A 19,584-nucleotide genomic window follows, 5' to 3' on the forward strand; every position below is an offset into this window, starting at 1 on the left:
CGACCTCTCTTCGGCGTTCAGCCGCGGAACCAGTGCTGCGGCCGGGGTTGGATGTTCTGCCAGACGTGCTTGGGCTCCCGGTATTCGTCGAGGCCGGTCGGCCCCAGCTCACGGCCCACGCCGGAGTGCCCGAACCCACCCCACTCGGCCTGCGGCACATAGGGGTGGTAGTCGTTGATCCACACGGTGCCGTGGCGCAGTCGGCGGGCGACGCGCTGCGCCTTGCCCGCGTCCTGTGTCCACACGGCTCCCGCGAGGCCGTACTCCGTGTCGTTGGCGATGCGCACGGCGTCGTCCTCGTCATGGAAGCTCTCGACGGTGAGCACGGGTCCGAAGGACTCCTCGTGCACCACGCGCATGTCCTGGCGGCACGCGTCGAGGACCGTCGGCGGGTAGTAGAAGCCGCCCGCCAGCGCCGGGTCGTCGGGGCGTGCCCCGCCGCAGCGCAGTACGGCGCCCTCGGCGAGGCCCGCCGCGACATACGCCTCGACCTTCTCCCGGTGCCGCGCGGAGATCAGCGGCCCGGTCTCCGCCTCGGGGTCGAAGGGCCCGCCGAGCCGGATGAGCCGGGCGCGGCGTACGACCTCGTCCACGAAGGCGTCGTGCAGCGAGTCCTCGACGATCAGCCGGGCACCGGCCGAGCAGACCTGCCCGGAGTGCAGGAAGACGGCGGTGAGCGCGAAGTCGACGGCCGTCTCGACGTCGGCGTCGGCGAAGACCACGTTGGGGTTCTTGCCGCCGAGTTCCAGCGCGACCTTCTTCACCGTCGCGGCGGCGGTCGCCATGATGTGCCGTCCGGTGTCCAGGCCTCCGGTGAACGACACCATGTCGACGGCCGGGTCCTCGGCCAGCGGTGCGCCCGCCTCGGCTCCGGCGCCCAGGACGAGGTTGGCCACGCCCGCGGGCAGCCCGGCCTCCTCCAGCGCCTTCATCAGCAGGATCGAGGTGGACGGCGTCAGCTCGCTCGGTTTGAGGACGATCGTGTTGCCCGCGAGCAGGGCCGGGGCGACCTTCCACGAGGCTTGCAGCAGTGGGTAGTTCCAGGGAGTGATCAGCCCGCAGACGCCGACGGGCTCGTACACGACCCGGCTGAGGGCGTCGTCGCGGCCGGTGTCGACCACCCGGCCGGCGCCGGTGCCGGCGATGCCGCCGTAGTAGCGCAGGCACGAGACGACGTCGGCGATGTCGTACTCGCTCTCGACCAGGCGCTTGCCGGTGTCGAGGGACTCGGCGCGGGCGAACTCCTTGGCGTCGCGCTCGATGACGTCCGCGGTGCGCAGCAGCAGCGCGCCGCGCTCCCGCTCGGGGGTGCCGGGCCAGGTGCCGTCGTCGAAGGCCCGCCGGGCCGCGGCGATCGCCGCCCCGGTGTCGGGGCGGGTGCCTTCCGAGACCGTCGCGACGAGCGTGCCGTCCGCCGGACAGCGGATCTCGCGGTGACCGCCGGCCACCGGATCACGCCATTCTCCGGCCACATACAGATCTGCCATGCGACGCGCCCTTCGAACCGAATCCGTTGCGCATTGTGCATTGCATTGCTTGTGGTGGAACACCCTGGCCGAATGCCCGGCACCCGTCAAGGGGTCGGTCGACCACGATTCTCAGCCGCCCAGCCGGTCCAGCAGGGCACGCCGCCAGGACTCCGTCTCGGCAAGCTGGTTGAAGGTGAACAGATGCAGCCCCGCCACTGCGGCAGACGGCCCGGTCAGCGCCTGCGCGGCCCGGCTCAGCAGCCGCTCGGGGGCGTAGCCGCCGGGTGCCGCGAACCGCAGGAACCAGGCGGGGTGCCGGGTCAGGAAGCGCGTCGACTCCCCCACCCCGATCTTCGTCGCCATGGCCAGCAGCTTCGCCCGCTGCACCGGCCCCGCGACCCCGACGTACACGGGCAGGGTGATGTCACGGCGCCGGATCCGGGTGATCCAGTCGCCGAGCACCCGCGGGTCGAAGCACAGGTTGCTGACGATGTACGTCGCGTGCGTGCGCTTGTCCCACATCGACTGGACGGTGATGTCGTCGTGGATGAGGGGATGGCTCTCCGGGTACCCGGTGATGCCCAACTCCCGGAAGGGACTGCCCAGTTCGGTCAGCCTGCGGAGCACCGGGAGCGCGCCCTCGTACGGCCCGGCCGGCGGGTCGGCGTCGCCCGCCGGCACGAAGAGGTCCTCGATCCCCGTCGCACGCAGCCGCTCGGCGACGTCCTTCAGGTGTGCGTCGTCCCGCAACAGTCGTGCGGGCAGGTGCGGGACGACGCGGTAACCGTGCGCCGCGAGCCGCTCGGTGAGGGCGAGGGTCGGTTCCAGCCCCTTGACCGGCGACGCCGTGACCGTGACCACGACGTCGCGGGGCACATGGGCGAGCACCTTCTCCTCCGTCGCCCGCGCCGGGAGCACCTCGTAGCGGACGCGGCCGAGCAGCGCCCGCAGGGCCTCGGGTGCCACCGGCTACCCGGCCTGTGTCCGGGCGTCGCCGTGCCGGTAGTACACGGCCTTGGAGGGCTCCAGCGGCTGCCTGCCGAGAATGATGTCGGCGGCCTTCTCGGCGACCATCATCACCGGCGCGTAGATGTTGCCGTTGGTGACGTAGGGCATCACCGAGGCGTCCACCACGCGCAGCCCGTCCACGCCGTGCACCCGCAGGGTCAGCGGGTCGACGACGGCCATCTCGTCGGTGCCCATCTTGCAGGTGCAGGAGGGGTGCAGGGCCGTCTCGCCCTCCTTGGCGACCCAGGCGAGGATCTCCTCGTCGGTGTCGACGGAGGGTCCGGGCGAGACCTCGCCGCCGTTGTAGGAGGCGAGCGCGGGCTGGTTGAGGATCCTGCGGGCGACGCGGATCGCCTCGACCCACTCGCGCCGGTCCTGCTCGGTGGAGAGGTAGTTGAAGCGCAGCGCGGGCTTGACCCGCGGGTCCCTGCTCCTGATCTTCACCGAGCCGAGCGCGTCGGAGTACATGGGTCCGACGTGCACCTGATAGCCGTGGCCGCCGGCCGGCGAGGAGCCGTCGTAGCGGACCGCGACCGGCAGGAAGTGGAACATCAGGTTGGGATACTCCACGTCCTCGTTGCTGCGGGCGAATCCGCCCGCCTCGAAGTGGTTGGTGGCCGCGGGCCCCTTGCGGAACAGCCATTGCAGCCCGATGAAGGGGGCACGCCACTTCGCCATGTACGGCTGCATGGACACGGGCCGCTTGCAGGCGTACTGGACGTACACCTCCAGGTGGTCCTGCATGTTCTCGCCGACGCCCGGCAGGTCGTGGACGACGTCGATGCCGAGGGCGGACAGTTCGGCGGCGTTGCCGACGCCGGAAAGCTGGAGCAACTGGGGCGAGTTGATCGCGCCGCCGCACAGGATGACCTCGCCGGCCCGCACCTGCTGGGGCGCGCCCTTGCCGCGCCGGTACTCGACGCCGACGGCCCGTTCGCCCTCGAAGAGCACCCGGGTGACGAGCGTGCGGGTGCGCACGGTGAGGTTCGGCCGCTTCATCGCGGGCTTGAGGTAGGCCTTCGCGGCCGACAGCCGACGTCCGCGGTGGACGTTGCGGTCGAACTTGGCGAAGCCCTCCTGCCGGTAGCCGTTGACGTCGTCGGTGGGGGCGTAGCCCGCCTCCTGGGTGGCCTGGAGGAAGGCGCCGAAGAGCGGGTTCGTCGCCGGGCCGCGCTCCAGGACGAGGGGTCCGTCGTGGCCGCGGAACTCGTCGTCCGGGTCGGCCGCCAGACAGTTCTCCATCCGCCGGAAGTACGGCAGGCAGTGGGCGTAGTCCCAGGTCTCCATGCCGGGGTCGGCGGCCCAGCGCTCGTAGTCCATGGGGTTGCCGCGCTGGAAGATCATGCCGTTGATGCTGCTGGAGCCGCCGAGCACCTTGCCGCGGGCGTGGTAGATGCGCCGGCCGCCCATGTGCGGCTCGGGCTCGGACTCGTACTTCCAGTCGTAGAAGCGGCTGCCTATGGGGTAGGTGAGGGCCGCGGGCATGTGGATGAAGACGTCCCAGGGGTAGTCGGAGCGGCCCGCCTCCAGGACGAGCACACGGTTTCCGGGGTCGGCCGACAGCCGGTTCGCCAGTGCGCTGCCGGCCGATCCGCCGCCGACGATGACGAAGTCGTAGTGCAGAGGAGCCATGTGTCCGCCTCGTCTCGCTCGCGCCGTCGTGATGCGCGGCATGCTAGTACGGGTGTCGCAATGCGCACCAGGTTGCGAACAACGCAACTTGTAAGATCCTTGTTCACGCCGCGTTACGTGAAAGGTGTTGTTTACTGCGCGTATAGTTCCGTCATGAGCAACTACAGTCCGGATACCGGCACAAGCGGACCACAGTCCGGCGGGGTGCAGTCCGTCGACCGGGCCATCAGCGTCCTCGAAATCCTCGCGCAGCGTGGCGAGGCGGGAGTGAGCGAGGTGGCCGCCGAGATCGACGTGCACAAGTCGACCGCGTTCCGTCTGCTCGGCGCCCTGGAGGCGCGCGGCCTGGTGGAGCAGTCGGGCGAGCGGGGCAAGTATTCCCTCGGCTTCGGCATCGTACGCCTGGCCGGCGCCGTCACGGCGCGTATCGACATCACCCAGCAGAGCCGGCCGGTGTGCGAGCGGCTGGCCGAGGAGATCGGCGAGACGGTCAACATCGCCGTGCTGCAGGAGCACTACGCGATCAACCTCTACCAGGTGCGCGGGCAGGCCGCCGTCACCGCGCACAACTGGGTCGGCCAGCTGACCCCGCTGCACGCCACCTCCAGCGGCAAGATCATGCTGGCCCACCTGCCCGCCGAGGAGCGCGCCGCGCTGCTGACGGAGACGGGCCAGAAGAAGCTGACCCCGCACACGATCTCCTCGAAGGCGAAGCTGGAGAAGCACCTCACCGAGGCCCGGGAGCGCGGTTACGCCTGGACGCTGGAGGAGCTGGAGATCGGGCTGCACGCCATGGCCGCCCCGATCCGGGACCGGGACGGCCGGGTCATCGCCTCGGTCAGCGCGTCCGGGCCCGGGTACCGGTTCACCGAGGAGCGCATGCACGAGCTGGCTCCCTTGCTCGTCAAGGGCGCGGAGGAGATCAGTCACCGGATGGGATACCTGGGCTGATCGCACCCGGTACGACCGCCGTTCGGCCCGCGTTCGCCCCCTGCGCGGGCCACGGGCGACCCCTGCTACTGCGGCGTGCGTGCGCCGAGACGCTCGCTCACCCAGTCGTGGAAGGCGCCGATGTGGTGCTCGCTGGGGACCAGCACGCCGCCCTTGCCGTAGAGCCGTGAACCCATGCCGGGCTGGGTGCGCTCGCAGGCGTCGAAGTCCTGGCGGTTGACCCGGTCGAAGAGCTCCACGGACCGGCTGACGTCCTTGCCGCTCTCCACGACGTGCGGCAGGTAGAGCCAGTCGCACTCGACGATCGTGCGGTCGGCGGCCACCGGGTACATCCGGTGGAAGATCACGTGGTCGGGCACGAGGTTGATGAAGACCTGCGGTTTGACGGTGATCGCGTAGTACCGGCGGTCCTGTTCCTCGGAAACCCCGGGAATGCGGTCCAGGCCCTCGGAGCCGTCCACGGTGAAGCCCCGGACGTCCGTGCCGAACTCGGCGCCGTGGCCGACGTAGTACTGGGCGGCGTAGCCGTCGGCGAACTCCGGCAGCACTTCGGTGAGTTCGGGGTGGATGGTGGCGCAGTGGTAGCACTCCATGAAGTTCTCGATGATGAGCTTCCAGTTCGCCCGCACGTCGTAGACGATCCGCCTGCCCACCGAGAGGTTCGCGATGTCGTAGCGGTCGATCGACTCGACGTCGCCGAGGCGGGTGATCACCTCGCCGATGACGTCCTCCTCGAAGGAGGGCGGGTGCTCCGCGAGGCACACCCAGACATAGCCGAGCCATTCCCGCACGGCCACGCTCACCAGGCCGTACTCGGTGCGGCCGACGTCGGGCATCCTGGTGAGGTTGGGCGCCGCGACGAGCTTGCCCTCCAGGTCGTACGTCCAGGCGTGGTACGGGCACTGGAAGGCGCGCTTGACCTCGCCCGTCTCCTCGGTGCGGAGCCTGGCCCCACGGTGCCGGCAGACGTTGAAGTAGGCCCGGACGGACATGTCCCGGGCGCGGGTGACGAGGATGCTCTCGCGGCCCACGTCGACGGTGCGGAACGCGCCGGGTTTCGCCAGTTCGGACGAGCGCGCGACACAGAACCACATCGTCTCGAAGATGTGCTCCTGTTCCTGGGCGAAGACACCGGGGTCCGTGTAGCCGGAGCCGGGGAGGGTGGCGATCAGGCTGTCCGGCAGGCTGGTCGAGGTCACGGTGCACTCCTCGGGAAACGTCGTGGTGTCGTCAATACATCGGTACATCGATACGTCGGCACATCGGCACATCGGTACGTCGATCCGCGGTGGTGTCAGGACCCGGTCGCCGCGGAGGTGAGCTGTTTGCGCCAGCGGGTGAACAGCCGCGGCTGGTTCATCCCGAGCACGGCGACCGGCCGGCCCGCCCGCCGGTACACGGCGAGGAAGCTGCGGTCGCCGGTCGAGCCCTCCTCGACCGTCACCTCGTCGGCCCCGGCCGCGTGGCCGACGAACTGGATCCTCACGCCGTACTGGTCCGACCAGAAGTACGCGGGCCGGGGCACGCCCGGTTCCCTGGCGCCGCCCGCGAGGAGCGTGGCGACGGCGGTGTCCGGCCGTTCCAGTGCGCCGGTCCAGTGCTCGACCCGGCGGTGGGCGCCGGTGTGCGGGTCGTACCAGTTGGCGCAGTCGCCCACGGCGACCACCCCGGCCAGGGTCGTGCGGCCGTCGGCGCCGCACTTCACGCCGTTGTCGAGGGCGACACCGGATCCGTCGAGCCAGTCGACACAGGGGCGGGCCCCCACGCCGACGACGACGGTGTCGGCGGGAACGCTGCGGCCGTCCTCCAGGAGCACGGCGTCCACCCGGCGCTCCCCGCCGAGCCCCTTGACTCCCGCACCGCACAGCAGGCGGACGCCGTGATCGGCGTGCAGGGCGGAGACGACGGCGCCCATGGCCGCGCCCAGCGGGCCGGCCAGCGGCGTCGGGGCCGCCTCGACCACGGTGACGTCGAGACCGAGTGCGTACGCGGTGGAGGCGACCTCGGCGCCGACGAACCCGCCGCCGATCACCACCAGCCGTCCGCCCAGGGCCAGTTCGTCGCGCAGGGCGCGGGCGTCGTCCAGCGTGCGCAGCACGTGGACACCGGCGAGGCCCTCGGTGCCGGGCAGGGTGCGGGCGGCCGCGCCGGTGGCGACGACCACGCCGTCGGCGCGGATCTCCCGGCCGTCGGCGAGCCGGATCGCCCGCTCGGTGCGGTCGAGTCCGGTGGCGCGAGTGCCGAGCACCCACTCCGCCTGGAGGTCCTCGTCGTCCCGCTCCAGCGCCAGTTCGGCCTCGCCGAGGGCGCCGGCCAGGAACTCCTTGGACAGCGGCGGCCTGTCGTACGGCCGGTGCAGTTCCTCGCCGACGAGGACCAGCCGGCCGTCGTAACCCCGCTTGCGCAGCGAGCGCGCGGCCGACAGACCGGCCAGCGAGGCGCCTACGACGGCCACGGTCCTCACGCGGCGCCTCCGGCCAGGCGGGCGGAGACGCACGGCGGCAGGTTGGGTGCCGCCGTGGAGAGCCGGACGTGGATCATGCCGTCCTCGACGACGACCTCGTGGGTGCGGACCGGCAGCTTGGCCGGGGGTGCGTCCACGGCACCCGTCCGCAGGTCGAACTTCGAGGCGTGCAGGGGACATTCCACCTCACAGCCCTCCAGCCAGCCGTCGGCGAGCGACGCGTCCTGGTGGGTGCAGGTGTCGTCGACGGCGAAGAGTTCACCGTCGTCGGTGTGGAACACCGCCACGGGCGGGTCGACGTCGAGCCGATGGGCCTCGCCTCGCGGCAGATCCGCGAGACGGCACGCGGGAATCATCATGACACCTCGGTGCGTATAGCGAAACGGATTGCGATGAGCGCAACGTCAGTCTGCTGGCGGCGCTGAAGGCTTGTCAAGGCGTCGGAAGGCCAGGTTGCGCGGGCTGCGCCGACGCCGTTCCGGGGCATGCCGAAGCGCCCTCGAAAGCGCAGGTCAGACGGGGGGAAACGGGCGTCCGTGAGGCGCGCCGACGGCCCTGCCGCCGATGCCGTCCGCACGGGGGAGGCACCGGGGGCAGGGCCGCTCACCGACCGGGCGGTCAGAAACCGCGGTCGATCCACTCCTGGAGATGCGGCGCCTCGGCGCCGATGGTGGTGGTGTCACCGTGACCGGTGTGTACGACGGTGTCGTCCGGCAGGGTGAGGAGGCGCTCGCTGATCGAGCCGATGAGGGTCGGGAAGTCGCTGTACGACCGTCCGGTCGCGCCCGGCCCGCCGGCGAAGAGCGTGTCGCCGCTGAAGAGCGCGGAGAGCCGTGGGGCGTACAGGCACACGGCCCCGGGGGCGTGGCCCGGGGTGTGCAGCACGGTCAGCTCCGTCCCCGCGACCAGGAGGGGCTGCCCGTCGGTCAGCTCGGCGTCGGGCGCCCGGTCGGGATGGGTCTGTTTCCACAGTTCCAGATCGCCGGAGTGCAGCAGGACGGGCGCCCCGGTCCGGGCGGAGAGTTCGGGCGCGGCGTCGATGTGGTCGTTGTGCGCGTGGGTGCACACGATCGCCCGCAGGGCGCGTCCGCCGACGGCCCGGACGACGGCCTCGGCGTCGTGGGCGGCGTCGATGACGATCACCTCGGTGTCGTCGCCCACGATCCACACGTTGTTGTCGACGTCCCAGGTGCCGCCGTCGAGCGAGAACGTCCCCGAGGTGACGAGGCGTTCGATGCGGGTGCCCGGCATCAGAGGACGACCACCGAGCGCAGGACGTCGCCGTGGTGCATCCGCTCGAACGCCTTCTCCACGTCGTCGAGGGCGATGGTCTCGGTGACGAAGGCGTCCAGGTCGAGCCGGCCCTGGAGATGCAGGTCGATCAGCATCGGGAAGTCCCGGGAGGGCAGGCAGTCGCCGTACCAGGACGACTTCAACGCCCCGCCCCGCCCGAACACATCGAGCAGGGGCAGCTCCAGCTTCATCTCCGGCGTCGGCACGCCGACCAGGACGACGGTGCCGGCGAGGTCACGGGCGTAGAAGGCCTGCCGGTACGTCTCCGGACGCCCCACCGCGTCGATCACCACGTCCGCGCCGAAGCCGCCGGTCAGCTCGCGCACGGCGTCGACCGCGTCCGCCTGCCTGGAGTTGACGGTGTGGGTCGCGCCCAGCTTCGTCGCCGTGGCGAGCTTGCGGTCGTCGATGTCGACGGCGATGATCCTCGCCGCGCCGGCCAGCTTCGACCCGGCGACGGCCGCGGCCCCGACCCCACCGCAGCCGATCACGGCGACGCTGTCACCGCGGCCGACGTTCCCGGTGTTGATCGCCGCACCCAGACCCGCCATCACACCGCATCCCAGCAGCCCGGCGGCAGCCGCGGACGCGGCCGGGTCCACCTTCGTGCACTGTCCCGCCGCCACCAGCGTCTTCTCCGCGAACGCACCGATCCCCAGCGCCGGCGACAGCTCCGTGCCGTCGGTCAGCGTCATCTTCTGCTTCGCGTTGTGCGTGTCGAAGCAGTACCACGGCCGCCCGCGCAGACAGGCCCGGCACTGACCGCACACCGCACGCCAGTTGAGGATGACGAAGTCACCGGGAGCGACGTCGGTGACACCCTCCCCCACCGCTTCCACGACTCCCGCCGCCTCATGCCCCAGCAGGAACGGGAAGTCGTCACTGATCCCGCCCTCGCGATAGTGCAGATCGGTGTGGCAGACACCGCAGGCCTCGATCTTGACCAGCGCCTCGCCCGGTCCGGGATCGGGCACGACGATCGTTTCCAGACTGACGGGGGCGCCCCTGCGCATCGCGACGACAGCACGGACCTGCTGAGACATGGCCACTCCTCGGCTGACAGTTGGGATGTTGCCCATTACGGCACGCATCTCGCGCTTCGCAACACAGCATCGCGGAGGCCGGGGCGGCGGTCAAGAATCGGGGCTTCGGTCCGTGCCGATCGGCCGGAGGAGTCCGTCGCGGACCTGCCCCAAGTACGGGGCGACGGCGCGGAGTTGTGCGCGGCGGCGGTCTCGGCGCCCGAGGAACGGACCTGCGGCAGCGCGAGATCGAGCAGCGGCGAACGCCCCGCCCGCCGCGGCAGCCGCTCTACGCAACGGACCGGGCGCCGAGGGGACACGTCACCCTGGCGCCCGGTCCGTCGGGGGCGTTCACCCCCGGCGCGGCAGCTTCCAGTTCGGGCGGGGGAAGTGGCAGGTGTAGCCGTCGGGGTAGCGCTCCAGGTAGTCCTGGTGCTCGGGTTCGGCCTCCCAGAAGTCGCCCAGGGGCTCCACTTCCGTGACGACCTTGCCCGGCCAGAGCCCGCTCGCCTCGACGTCGGCGATCGTGTCCAGGGCGACGCGGTGCTGCCCCTCGTCGCCGTAGAAGATGGCGGACCGGTAGCTGCGCCCGATGTCGTTGCCCTGGCGGTCCTTCGTGGTCGGGTCGTGGACCTGGAAGAAGAACTCCAGCAGGTCGCGGTAGCTCGTGACCGCCGGGTCGAAGAGGATCTCGATGGCCTCGGCGTGGTCGCCGTGGTCGCGGTACGTGGCGTTCGGCGTGTCCCCGCCGCTGTAGCCGACACGCGTGGCGACCACACCCGGCTGCTTGCGGACCAGATCCTGCATACCCCAGAAACAACCGCCCGCCAGCACGGCCCGCTCGGTTCCCACAGTCATCGATCACTCCTGACGCTCGCGCCCGGCGCCCGATGGACGCGCCGACCATGCGATCATCATACAATGAGGGCGCAGAAATCAAACCGTTCTCACGCCGAATTCTTTCCGTAATTGAAGAGAATGTACGTACGCCAAATCGAGTGGCCGAATCACGGTTTGGACTTCATCAATTTCCCCCCATGGGCCGACCGTGTATTAATTGCAATGAGTTGGTGAACGCCTCGCGGTACAAGTACGTCTGACTAGACGTAATGGATTTCGCATCCGTTGGCACCGCACACCAGAGGCACCACTTTGTCTTCGCCCGCATTCGATGCGTCACACCCCCCACTCGGCTCGCCTGGGAATCAGGCTCTCTTCCGCTCCGCGGCCGCCTCGTCGCCGCGTACCCTCGTCGATGTCCTGCAATCCACCGTCGCCCGGAATCCGGACGCCCCGGCCCTGGACACCGGCACGGAAACACTGACCTACCGCGAGCTGTCGGCCGAGGTCGTGCGTCGTGCCCAGCGGCTCACCGGCCAGGGTGTCGGTCCCGGCGACCGGGTGGGGATCCGGATCCCCTCGGGCACCGCCGAGCTGTATCTGTCGATCCTCGCCGTACTGCACTGCGGAGCGGCCTACGTACCGGTCGACGCGGACGACCCCGAGGAGCGGGCGGCCACCGTCTTCCGCGAGGCCGGGGTGTGCCTCGTCCTCGGCCCCCACCCGCAGCCCGCCGGGGCGGCCGTCGCGTCGGGGGCGGTGCGCGGCCGCCGCGCGCCCGCTCCGGTGGACGACGCGTGGATCATCTTCACCTCCGGCTCGACCGGCGCCCCCAAGGGCGTGGCCGTCACCCACCGGTCCGCGGCCGCGTTCGTGGACGCCGAGGCGCGGCTGTTCCTGCGCGAGCGGCCGCTCGGCCCCGGTGACCGGGTCCTCGCGGGGCTGTCCGTCGCCTTCGACGCCTCCTGCGAGGAGATGTGGCTGGCCTGGGGTTCCGGTGCCTGCCTGGTACCGGCCGAACGCGCCCTGGTCCGGGCGGGCCACGAACTCGGGCCGTGGCTCGACGAACGGGGCATCACCGTCGTCTCCACCGTGCCGACCCTGCTGGCCATGTGGCCCGAACAGGCCCTGCGCCGCGTGCGGTTGCTGATCCTGGGCGGCGAGGCCTGCCCGCCCGGCCTGGTCGAGCGGTTCGCCGGTCCCGAGCGGGAGATGTGGAACACCTACGGCCCCACGGAGACCACCGTCGTGGCCTGCGCCGCCCCGCTGCGGCGCGGCCGCACCGTGCGCATCGGCCTGCCGCTGGCGGGCTGGGACCTTGCCGTGGTCGACGAGGCCGGGGAACCGGTGGCGTACGGGGAGCAGGGCGAGCTGGTCATCGCCGGTGCCGGTACCGCGCGCTACCTCGACCCCGTCAAGGACGCGGAGCGCTTCCGGCCGTGCCCCGCGCTGGACTCTCTCCGCGCCTACCGCTCGGGCGACCTCGTGCGCGCCGACGCCGCGGGGCTGGTGTTCCTCGGCCGCGTCGACGACCAGGTCAAGCTCGGCGGACGGCGCGTGGAGCTGGGCGAGATCGACGCGGCCCTGCTCGCCCTGCCGGGGGTGCGCGGCGCGGCCGCTGCCGTGCAGCCGACGGCCGCCGGTGCCTCGATCCTGGTCGGGTACGTCGTACCGGAACAGGACGTGGAGGGGCGGTCCGCGTTCGAGGCGGGCAAGGCCAGAGCACTGCTCGCCGAGCAACTGCCCGCGGCGCTCGTGCCGGTGCTGGCCGAGGTGCCGACGCTGCCCACGCGCGCCTCCGGGAAGGTCGACCGCACGGCCCTGCCCTGGCCGGTTCCCCTGGCGGGCGGCGAGAGCGACGGCGGTGGCGGGGACCAGCCGCTGGAGGGTACGGCGGTGCGGCTGGCGGACGTCTGGGAGCAGTTGCTCGGGCTGCGGCCCGGCCCGGACAGCGACTTCGTCGCGCTCGGCGGCACCAGCCTGACGGCCGCCCGGATGGCCTCGATGCTCCGCGAGGAGTATCCGGGCCTGTCCGTCGCCGACCTCTACCGGCACTCGGTGCTGCACCGCATGGCCGACCACCTCGACTCCCTCGCCGGGACCACGCGGGAGGTGCGCGAGGTCCGGCCGATCCCCCGGACGACCGCCGTCGTGCAGTTCTTCGTGCAGCTGGCCGGTTACGCCGTCACGGGCCTGCGCGGACTGGTCGGGCTGGCGGCGGCCGACAACGTGCTCGGCTGGGTCGCGCCGCACCAGTGGGCGCCGCACACGTCGTGGTGGCTGGTCCTGGCCGGCTGGGTGGTGCTGTTCAGCTCGCCGGTGCGCTGTCTGACCGGCGCGGTCCTCGCCCGCACCCTGGCCGGCTCGATCACTCCGGGCGCCCACCCGCGCGGGGGCAGCACGCATCTGCGGCTGTGGACCGCGGAACGGGCGGTCGCCACGTTCGGCGTGCCGTCCCTGCTCGGCACCCCGTGGGCGGTCCTGTACGCCCGCATCCTGGGCTGCCGCACCGGGCGCGACGTCCAGCTGCACACGATGCCCCCGGTGACGGGCCTCGCCGAGCTGGGCGACGGGTGCAGCATCGAACCCGAGGCGGACATCGCGGGCTGGTGGCTGGACGGTGACACGCTGCACGTCGGCCGGATCTCGGTCGGGGCGGGCGCGCGGGTCGGTCACCGCAGCACGCTGCTGCCTGGTGCCGTGGTGGGCCGTGGCGCGGAACTGACCGCCGGCAGCTGTCTGAGCGAGCGGATCCCGGACGGCATGGTGTGGACCGGCTCGCCGGCCCGGCCGGCCGAGCCCGCCGAGCGTCTCGCGGGTGTCGGGTGGCCGGCACCCCCGGCGGACCGCCGGCGCCGCTGGCACGTGGCCTACGCGCTCTCCCTGACCGTACTGCCCCTGACCTCGCTGCTGGCGGCGGCCCCCGCCCTGTTCCTCACCTGGCTGCTGGTCCGCTCCACGCCGACGCTGTCCGGCGCGGCGGGGCACCTGCTCGCCGCGGCCCCGCTGTTCGCCGTCATGACGATGGTGTTCGGGCTGCTGCTCACCGCGGCGACCGTGCGGCTGCTGAACCGGTCGATCAGGCCCGGCATGCACCGTGCGGACGGCGGCGTGGCCTGGCGCGCCTGGCTCGTGACACGGATCCTCGACGGTGCCCGGGCCGGCTACTTCCCGCTGTACGCGAGCCTGGCGACGCCGTCCTGGCTGCGGCTGCTCGGCGCCCGCGTCGGCCGCGGCACCGAGATCTCCACGGTGCTGCCGCTGCCGTCGCTGCTCACGGTGGAGGACGGGGCGTTCCTCGCCGACGACACGCTGGTCGCGCCGTACGAACTGCGCGGCGGCTGGCTGAAGTTGGGGGAGGTACGGGTCGGCGAGCGCGCGTTCGTCGGCAACTCCGGCATCGTCGGACCGGGCCGCGAGGTCGCCGACCACGCGCTGGTCGGCGTGCTGTCCGACGCGCCGCAGCAGGGCGAGCCCGGCATGTCCTGGATCGGCCGGCCCGCGATGCCGCTGCCCCGGCTGCCGGAGACCGGCGACCCGGCGCGCACGTTCGCCCCGCCCCGGCGGCTGGTGGCGGCCCGCGCGGCCGTGGAGCTGTGCCGCCTGCTCCCGATGGTCCTCGGCACGGTGCTGGCGGAGACCCTGTTCCTCGGCGAGCAGCGGTTCTTCGACCTCGGCGGGCTGCCCCTGGCCGCGCTCACCGCCGCCCCGCTGCTCATGGCCGCGGGCCTGGTGGCCTGTCTCGTCACGACCGGCGCCAAGTGGCTGCTGGTGGGCCGGTTCCGGGTCGGCGAGCGCCCGCTGTGGTCACCGTTCGTGTGGCGCAACGAGCTGTTCGACACGTTCGTCGAGGTACTGGCCGTGCCATGGGCGGCGGGCGCACACGTGGGCACCCCGGTGCTGAACTGGTGGCTGCGCAGCCTCGGCGCACGCATCGGACGCGGTGTGTGGTGCGACACCTACTGGCTGCCGGAGACCGATCTGGTCACCCTCGGCGACGGCGCCAGCGTCAACCGCGGATGTGTGCTCCAGACCCATCTCTTCCACGACCGCATCATGCGGATGGACACCGTGGAGCTGGCGGCCGGCGCCTCCCTGGGCCCGCACAGCATCGCCCTGCCCGGCACCACGATCGGCGCCGGTGCCTCCATCGCCGCCGCCTCGCTCGTGATGCGCGGCGAGACCGTGCCGGAGGGCACCCGCTGGGCGGGCAACCCCATCGCGGGCGCCGACGCGACCGCGCCCGCCGCCCCGCTCGCCGGTGGGGAGGCGGCATGAAGTGGTGCACCCGGCGGGCGCTGCTGCGCGGCGCGGCGCTCGCCCCGCTCGCGGCGACGGCCGCGGACCAGCTGCCGCACCAGGCCGAACGCTACTTCGCGAGCCATGGCTCGTACGGTCACCGCACCCTCTCCTACGACCTGCACCTGGCGTACGACCCGGCCGCCGGCAGGCTCGACGGACGGGCGCACATCCGGGCGGTGGCGGACCGTACGCTGCCGCAGGTCGAGCTCGACCTCGCCCGGCTGGCCGTGTATGACGCGCGGATCGACGGGACCGCCGTACGCCCCGGCAGGCGGCGGGACAAGCTGGTCCTGCCGGCCCCGCGCACGCTCCGCGCCGGTACCCCCTTCAGCGTGGAGATCGGCTACGGCGGCCGGCCGGGTCCGCTGCGCACGCCGTTCGGGCAGATCGGCTGGGACCGCACCGGCGACGCGCACGACGGGACGCTGGTCGCCTCGCAGCCGCTCGGCGCCCCGTCGTGGTTCCCGTGCAACGACCGCCCGGACGACAAGGCCGAGTTCACCTTCCGGGTGACCGTGCCGCGCGGTCACCAGGTGGTCGCCAACGGGACGCTGCTGGAGCGGAGCGAGTCGGAGTCGACCGCGTGCTGGACCTACCACCACCCGGGTCCGATGGCCCCCTATCTCGCCTCGCTGTACACGGGCCGCTTCGCCTACGACACCTGGGAGGCGCGCGACTCCTCGACCGGCCGCCGGATCTCCGGACGCAACGCCTTCCCCGCCCGGCTGGCAGCCGCTGCCCGGCACGATCTGGGCCGCCAGCCCGCCATGCTCAGCGCGTTCACCGACTGGTTCGGGCCGTATCCGTTCGAGACGTACGGCGCGGTCGTCGTGGACGCGGAGCTGGACGAGCCCGTGGAGAACCAGACGGTCTCCGTCTTCGGGCGCAACCACGTCGACGGCCACCGGACCTGGGAGACCCTCGTGGCCCACGAACTCGTCCACCAGTGGTACGGCAACAGCGTGAGCCTGCGGGACTGGCGCGACATCTGGCTCAACGAGGGCTTCGCCACGTACGGCGAGTGGCTGTGGTCGGAGCACATCGGCGAGGACTCCGCGGACGACATCGCCCGGCAGGCCTGGCACACGATGGCGAAGGGCGTGCAGAACCTGCGGACGGCCGATCCGGGACCGCACCGCATCTTCGACGAACGCGTCTACAACCGGGGCGCGTGCGCACTGCACGCGCTGCGCCTGACGCTGGGTGACGAGCGGTTCTTCGCGATGCTGCGCGGCTGGCACGAGACGCACCGCGGCAGGAGCGCCGGGACCGCCGCCTTCATCGCCCACGCCGGACGGTCCCGGCCCGCGGAGCTGGAGCCCCTGCTGCGCGCCTGGCTCTACGACAAGCGGCTCCCGCACCTGCCGCGTCCGCGCGCGGACGACGCGCAGGTCTGAGCCCGTCCGCCCCCTCGCCCGTACGCGGCGAGGGGGCGGACGCGTGTCTCCCGGCTTCCGTCAGTCCTCCGCCGCGCCGTCGGCCGGTTCGCCGAGGTGCTCGGCCAGCTGGAACAGGGCGGGCAGCGCGTCCTTGATGGCCGCCCGGGCGCTGTCGTCGAGGGCGGCGAGGGCGGCGTCGATGCGGCGTTCGTGGGCGGTGGTCCAGGCGGCGAGCTTCTCGCGGCCGGCGTCGGTGAGGGCGACGACGGAGGCGCGGCGGTCGGCGGCGTCGACGTCGCGGGTGACCAGCCCGGCGGTGATCATCTGCCCGATCAGTCCGCTGACCGTGCTCGGCGCCAGCCTGCGGCGGGCGGCGAGGTCGCTGATCCGCGCGGGCGAGTGCTCGCCGAGCACCTGCAACAGCTCGACCTGCGCCATGGGGAGCGTCTCCCACGGGTAGTCGGTGCGGATCGAGGAGCGCAGCGCGCGCCGGAGCCGGGTGACGGCCTCGGTGAGCTGGCGGGCCTCCGGCTCCCGGCCGAGAGGGCCGGTGGGAGGTGAGGAGACCTCGGTACGGGGCTGCGCGGGCATGGGGCAAGGGTAACGGGGCGGCACACAGGTGCGGTTCAGCCGTCCGGCGGCCGGACGCCCGGCCGGACACCCGGTCCGCCGCCGCTGTCCCCATTTGTCCTTACCGAAAGCTTCGGTGTCCGATGTATCGTCGATGGGATCCGCCCCCGGCACGTGAGCCGGGTTCCGTACGTGCGAGAAACGGTCGATCTCTTGAACCTGGCGTACCTCCCCAGCCCCTCGCAGGGGGTCTGGCACCTCGGACCGCTGCCGATCCGCGCGTACGCACTGTGCATCCTGGCCGGTATCTTCACCGCCGTATGGCTCACCGGCCGCCGCTGGGAGGCCAGGGGCGGGCGCCGCGAGGACATCGCCGACATCGCCATCTGGGCCGTGCCGTTCGGCGTCCTCGGCGGCCGGCTCTACCACGTGATCACCGACCCGGAGCTGTACTTCACCGCCGGGCAGCAGCCCGTCCGCGCCCTCTACATCTGGGACGGCGGCCTGGGCATCCCGGGCGCGGTGGCCCTCGGCGCGGTCGGCGCGTGGCTCGGCTGCCGGCGCCGCGGCATCAAGCTGTCCGACTTCGCCGACGCGGTCGCCCCCGGGCTGGTGCTGGCCCAGGCGATCGGCCGCTGGGGCAACTACTTCAACCAGGAGCTGTACGGCCGCCCCACCCACCTGCCGTGGGCGCTGTACATCGACCCGGCGCACCGGCCCGTCGACAGCCCGAACGTGGCCCTGTACCACCCGACGTTCCTCTACGAGTCGCTGTGGGACCTCGGCGTCATGGCGCTGCTGCTGTGGCTGGACCGCCGGCACCACGGGCGGCTGCGCCGGGGGCGGCTGTTCGCCTGCTACGTGCTCGCCTACACCACCGGCCGGGCCTGGATCGAGGCCCTGCGCATCGACCACGCCAACCACTTCCTCGGCCTGCGCCTGAACGACTACGTCTCGATCGTCCTGTTCACCGGCGCGCTGGTCTACCTGATCGTGAGCCGCCGCCCGCGCGGCGACGACGACGCCCCGTACCCGCCCGGCGACGACGCGGACAGCACGCGGACGACCGAGGCCGGTACGCCGGGCCGGAAGCAGGCCTGACGGCGAAGCGCGGGGCCGCGCGGCGACAGCGAGCGGCCCGGACCGTCACTCCCGCCCGGGACGCCGGCCCCGGGGGCGGCCGCGCGGGGTTCCCGCTCCCCTGATCACGCCTTCCGTCCCGTACGAGGGCTCAGCCACGCCGAGGCGACCGCGGTCGCCGAGGCCGCGACGAGGACGACGGCCGCCCAGCGCGCTCCGGTCTGCGTGCCCGTGCTCCCCGCCAGGTGCAGGGCGAGGGTCACCAGGGCGACGCCGAGTGCCGTGCCCAGGCCACGGGTCATGTTGACGAGACCGCCGCCCGTGCCGGAGGAACCGGCCGGTATCGCGCCCATGACCATGGCGTTGTTGGCCGGCGTGAACGTCCCGAGGCCCAGACCCGTCAGCGCCAGCACGGGCACCAGCCAGGCAGCCGTCATGGGGACGACCAGCAGGGCGGCCGTCGCGGCCAGGAACAGCGCGGCACCGGCCAGGCAGCGACCGCGGTCCGGAAGGCCGTGCGGCAGCAGCCGGTCACCGCCGGTCGCGGCCAGCGCGAACCCGGTCGGCAGGGCCGTCAGCACCAGCCCGGCGGTCAGCTCCGAGGTGCCCCGCGCGGTGAGCACCACGGGCACCAGCACCAGCGGGCCGAACAGCACGAGATAGCCGCTGAACGCGCCCAGCAGCCCGAACGTCACCGCCCGCACCCGGAGCAGGGCCAGGTCGAGCAAGGGCGCGGCCGTCCCTCGCTGGCGGCGGACGAATCCCCGGCCCGTCACGGCCGCCACCGCGAACAGCGCGGCCACGCCCCAGCCGGGCACCGGCAGCCCGGAGGCCGCCGAGACACCCATCAGCGCGCCGGTGGTCGCCGAGGCCAGCAGGACGAGCCCCCGCCAGTCGAAGCGTGCGACACGGGTACGCGCCCGTGTGCGGGGCAGCAGATAGTGGCCCCCGACCAGCGCGATCACGCCGACGGGGACGTTGACCCAGAACACCCACCGCCAGCCCAGCGTCGACACCAGTGCCCCGCCCACCGTGGGGCCCAGCGCCAGCCCCAGCGCCTGGGCGGCGGCCTGGACGCCGAGGGCGCTGCGCATCCGCTCGCGCGGTGCGCTGGTCGTCACCAGGGCCACGCTGTTGGCCTGCATCATGGCCGCTCCGGCCGCCTGGACCACCCGGAACGCGACGAGCGCGAGCAGGCAGGGGGCGAAGCCGCAGGCGGCGGAGGCCAGGGTGAAGACGGCGAACCCGTACAGGTACAGGAGCTTGCGGCCGTGCGCGTCCGCCAGCCGCCCGGCCGGCACCAGGAGCGCCACCAGGGTCAGCAGATAGGCCAGCGACACCCACTCCACCGCCGCCAGCGACGTGCGGAACTCGTCGCGCAGGCTGCCGTAGGTCAGCGTCACGATGCTGGCGTCCAGCTGGCCCATGAACGCGCCGAAGCACACCGCGCCCACGGCCAGCCACCAGCCGCCCGGCCGCGCCCTTATCCCCTCCGGCCGGGCGCGCTCGACGGTGAGCAGGGCAGGCCAGCGTCGCCTGGACGCGGGGGGCTTCATGTCGGTGGCCATGCATCC

15 protein-coding genes are annotated in these 19,584 nt (G+C 72.5%); 4 read left to right on the top strand and 11 right to left on the bottom strand.

From position 1 onward, the window contains the following. Positions 1-17: 17 nt before the first annotated feature. The 3 genes from AC4OXY_RS07665 to betA all read right to left on the bottom strand — a co-directional run bounded on the left by AC4OXY_RS07665 (position 18) and on the right by betA (position 4,109). Entirely contained in the window at positions 18-1,487 is a 1,470-nt protein-coding gene (locus AC4OXY_RS07665) for an aldehyde dehydrogenase family protein (protein WP_356031910.1), read from the bottom strand. A 111-nt stretch (positions 1,488-1,598) separates the two neighbouring features. Further along, positions 1,599-2,435 (bottom strand): methylenetetrahydrofolate reductase, encoded by an 837-nt coding sequence (locus AC4OXY_RS07670; RefSeq protein ID WP_491993516.1) that lies wholly within the window; start codon positions 2,433-2,435, stop codon positions 1,599-1,601. A 3-nt stretch (positions 2,436-2,438) separates the two neighbouring features. After that, positions 2,439-4,109, bottom strand: a complete 1,671-nt coding sequence (gene betA, locus AC4OXY_RS07675; RefSeq protein ID WP_356031905.1) for a choline dehydrogenase — start codon at positions 4,107-4,109, stop codon at positions 2,439-2,441. A gap of 153 nt (positions 4,110-4,262) precedes the next feature. Here betA and AC4OXY_RS07680 point away from each other — a divergent pair, with 153 nt between their 5' ends. After that, complete coding sequence (locus AC4OXY_RS07680) at positions 4,263-5,060, top strand: IclR family transcriptional regulator (RefSeq protein ID WP_491993517.1); 798 nt, start codon at positions 4,263-4,265, stop codon at positions 5,058-5,060. 65 nt (positions 5,061-5,125) lie between these two features. On the opposite strand, the gene AC4OXY_RS07685 is transcribed toward AC4OXY_RS07680, so the two are convergent. The 6 genes from AC4OXY_RS07685 to msrA form a co-directional block, all read right to left on the bottom strand. After that, positions 5,126-6,259: an aromatic ring-hydroxylating oxygenase subunit alpha gene (locus AC4OXY_RS07685; RefSeq protein ID WP_491993518.1), complete on the bottom strand. Its 1,134-nt coding sequence runs from the start codon at positions 6,257-6,259 to the stop codon at positions 5,126-5,128. A 95-nt stretch (positions 6,260-6,354) separates the two neighbouring features. Continuing rightward, positions 6,355-7,524, bottom strand: coding sequence for an NAD(P)/FAD-dependent oxidoreductase (locus AC4OXY_RS07690; RefSeq protein WP_356031899.1), 1,170 nt, complete (start codon positions 7,522-7,524; stop codon positions 6,355-6,357). Beyond that, complete coding sequence (locus tag AC4OXY_RS07695) at positions 7,521-7,883, bottom strand: bifunctional 3-phenylpropionate/cinnamic acid dioxygenase ferredoxin subunit (RefSeq protein ID WP_356031896.1); 363 nt, start codon at positions 7,881-7,883, stop codon at positions 7,521-7,523. The genes AC4OXY_RS07690 and AC4OXY_RS07695 overlap by 4 nt, the downstream gene beginning before the upstream one ends. Before the next feature lie 259 nt (positions 7,884-8,142). Then, positions 8,143-8,775 carry an MBL fold metallo-hydrolase gene (locus AC4OXY_RS07700; RefSeq protein ID WP_491993519.1) on the bottom strand — a complete coding sequence of 211 codons (633 nt, stop codon included), beginning with the start codon at positions 8,773-8,775 and terminating at the stop codon, positions 8,143-8,145. After that, the gene (locus AC4OXY_RS07705) at positions 8,775-9,860 is read right to left on the bottom strand and encodes an S-(hydroxymethyl)mycothiol dehydrogenase (protein WP_356031891.1); all 1,086 of its coding nucleotides are present in this window, start codon (positions 9,858-9,860) and stop codon (positions 8,775-8,777) included. The genes AC4OXY_RS07700 and AC4OXY_RS07705 overlap by 1 nt, the downstream gene beginning before the upstream one ends. Positions 9,861-10,190: 330 nt before the next feature. Beyond that, positions 10,191-10,697 (bottom strand): peptide-methionine (S)-S-oxide reductase MsrA, encoded by a 507-nt coding sequence (gene msrA, locus AC4OXY_RS07710; protein WP_491993520.1) that lies wholly within the window; start codon positions 10,695-10,697, stop codon positions 10,191-10,193. 294 nt (positions 10,698-10,991) lie between these two features. On the opposite strand from msrA, the gene AC4OXY_RS07715 reads away from it, so the two are divergent. Together AC4OXY_RS07715 and AC4OXY_RS07720 are read left to right on the top strand one after the other, a co-directional pair. Next, a complete protein-coding gene (locus tag AC4OXY_RS07715; protein WP_491993521.1) occupies positions 10,992-14,957 on the top strand; it encodes a Pls/PosA family non-ribosomal peptide synthetase in 3,966 nt (1,321 codons plus the stop codon). Then, positions 14,954-16,378, top strand: coding sequence for a M1 family metallopeptidase (locus AC4OXY_RS07720; protein ID WP_491993522.1), 1,425 nt, complete (start codon positions 14,954-14,956; stop codon positions 16,376-16,378). Before AC4OXY_RS07715 ends, AC4OXY_RS07720 begins: the two co-directional genes overlap by 4 nt. Positions 16,379-16,438: 60 nt before the next feature. Here the strand turns inward: AC4OXY_RS07720 and AC4OXY_RS07725 are convergent, their stop codons facing one another. Continuing rightward, a complete protein-coding gene (locus AC4OXY_RS07725) occupies positions 16,439-16,951 on the bottom strand; it encodes a MarR family winged helix-turn-helix transcriptional regulator (RefSeq protein ID WP_356031882.1) in 513 nt (170 codons plus the stop codon). A 192-nt stretch (positions 16,952-17,143) separates the two neighbouring features. Between AC4OXY_RS07725 and lgt the strand changes: the two genes are divergently transcribed. Continuing rightward, a complete protein-coding gene (gene lgt / locus AC4OXY_RS07730; protein ID WP_491993523.1) occupies positions 17,144-18,031 on the top strand; it encodes a prolipoprotein diacylglyceryl transferase in 888 nt (295 codons plus the stop codon). Between the two features lie 104 nt (positions 18,032-18,135). Here lgt and AC4OXY_RS07735 read toward each other — a convergent pair whose 3' ends face one another. Continuing rightward, a complete protein-coding gene (locus tag AC4OXY_RS07735; protein ID WP_491993524.1) occupies positions 18,136-19,578 on the bottom strand; it encodes an MFS transporter in 1,443 nt (480 codons plus the stop codon). Positions 19,579-19,584: the final 6 nt, after the last annotated feature.

The organism is Streptomyces sp. HUAS MG56, assembly GCF_058673395.1.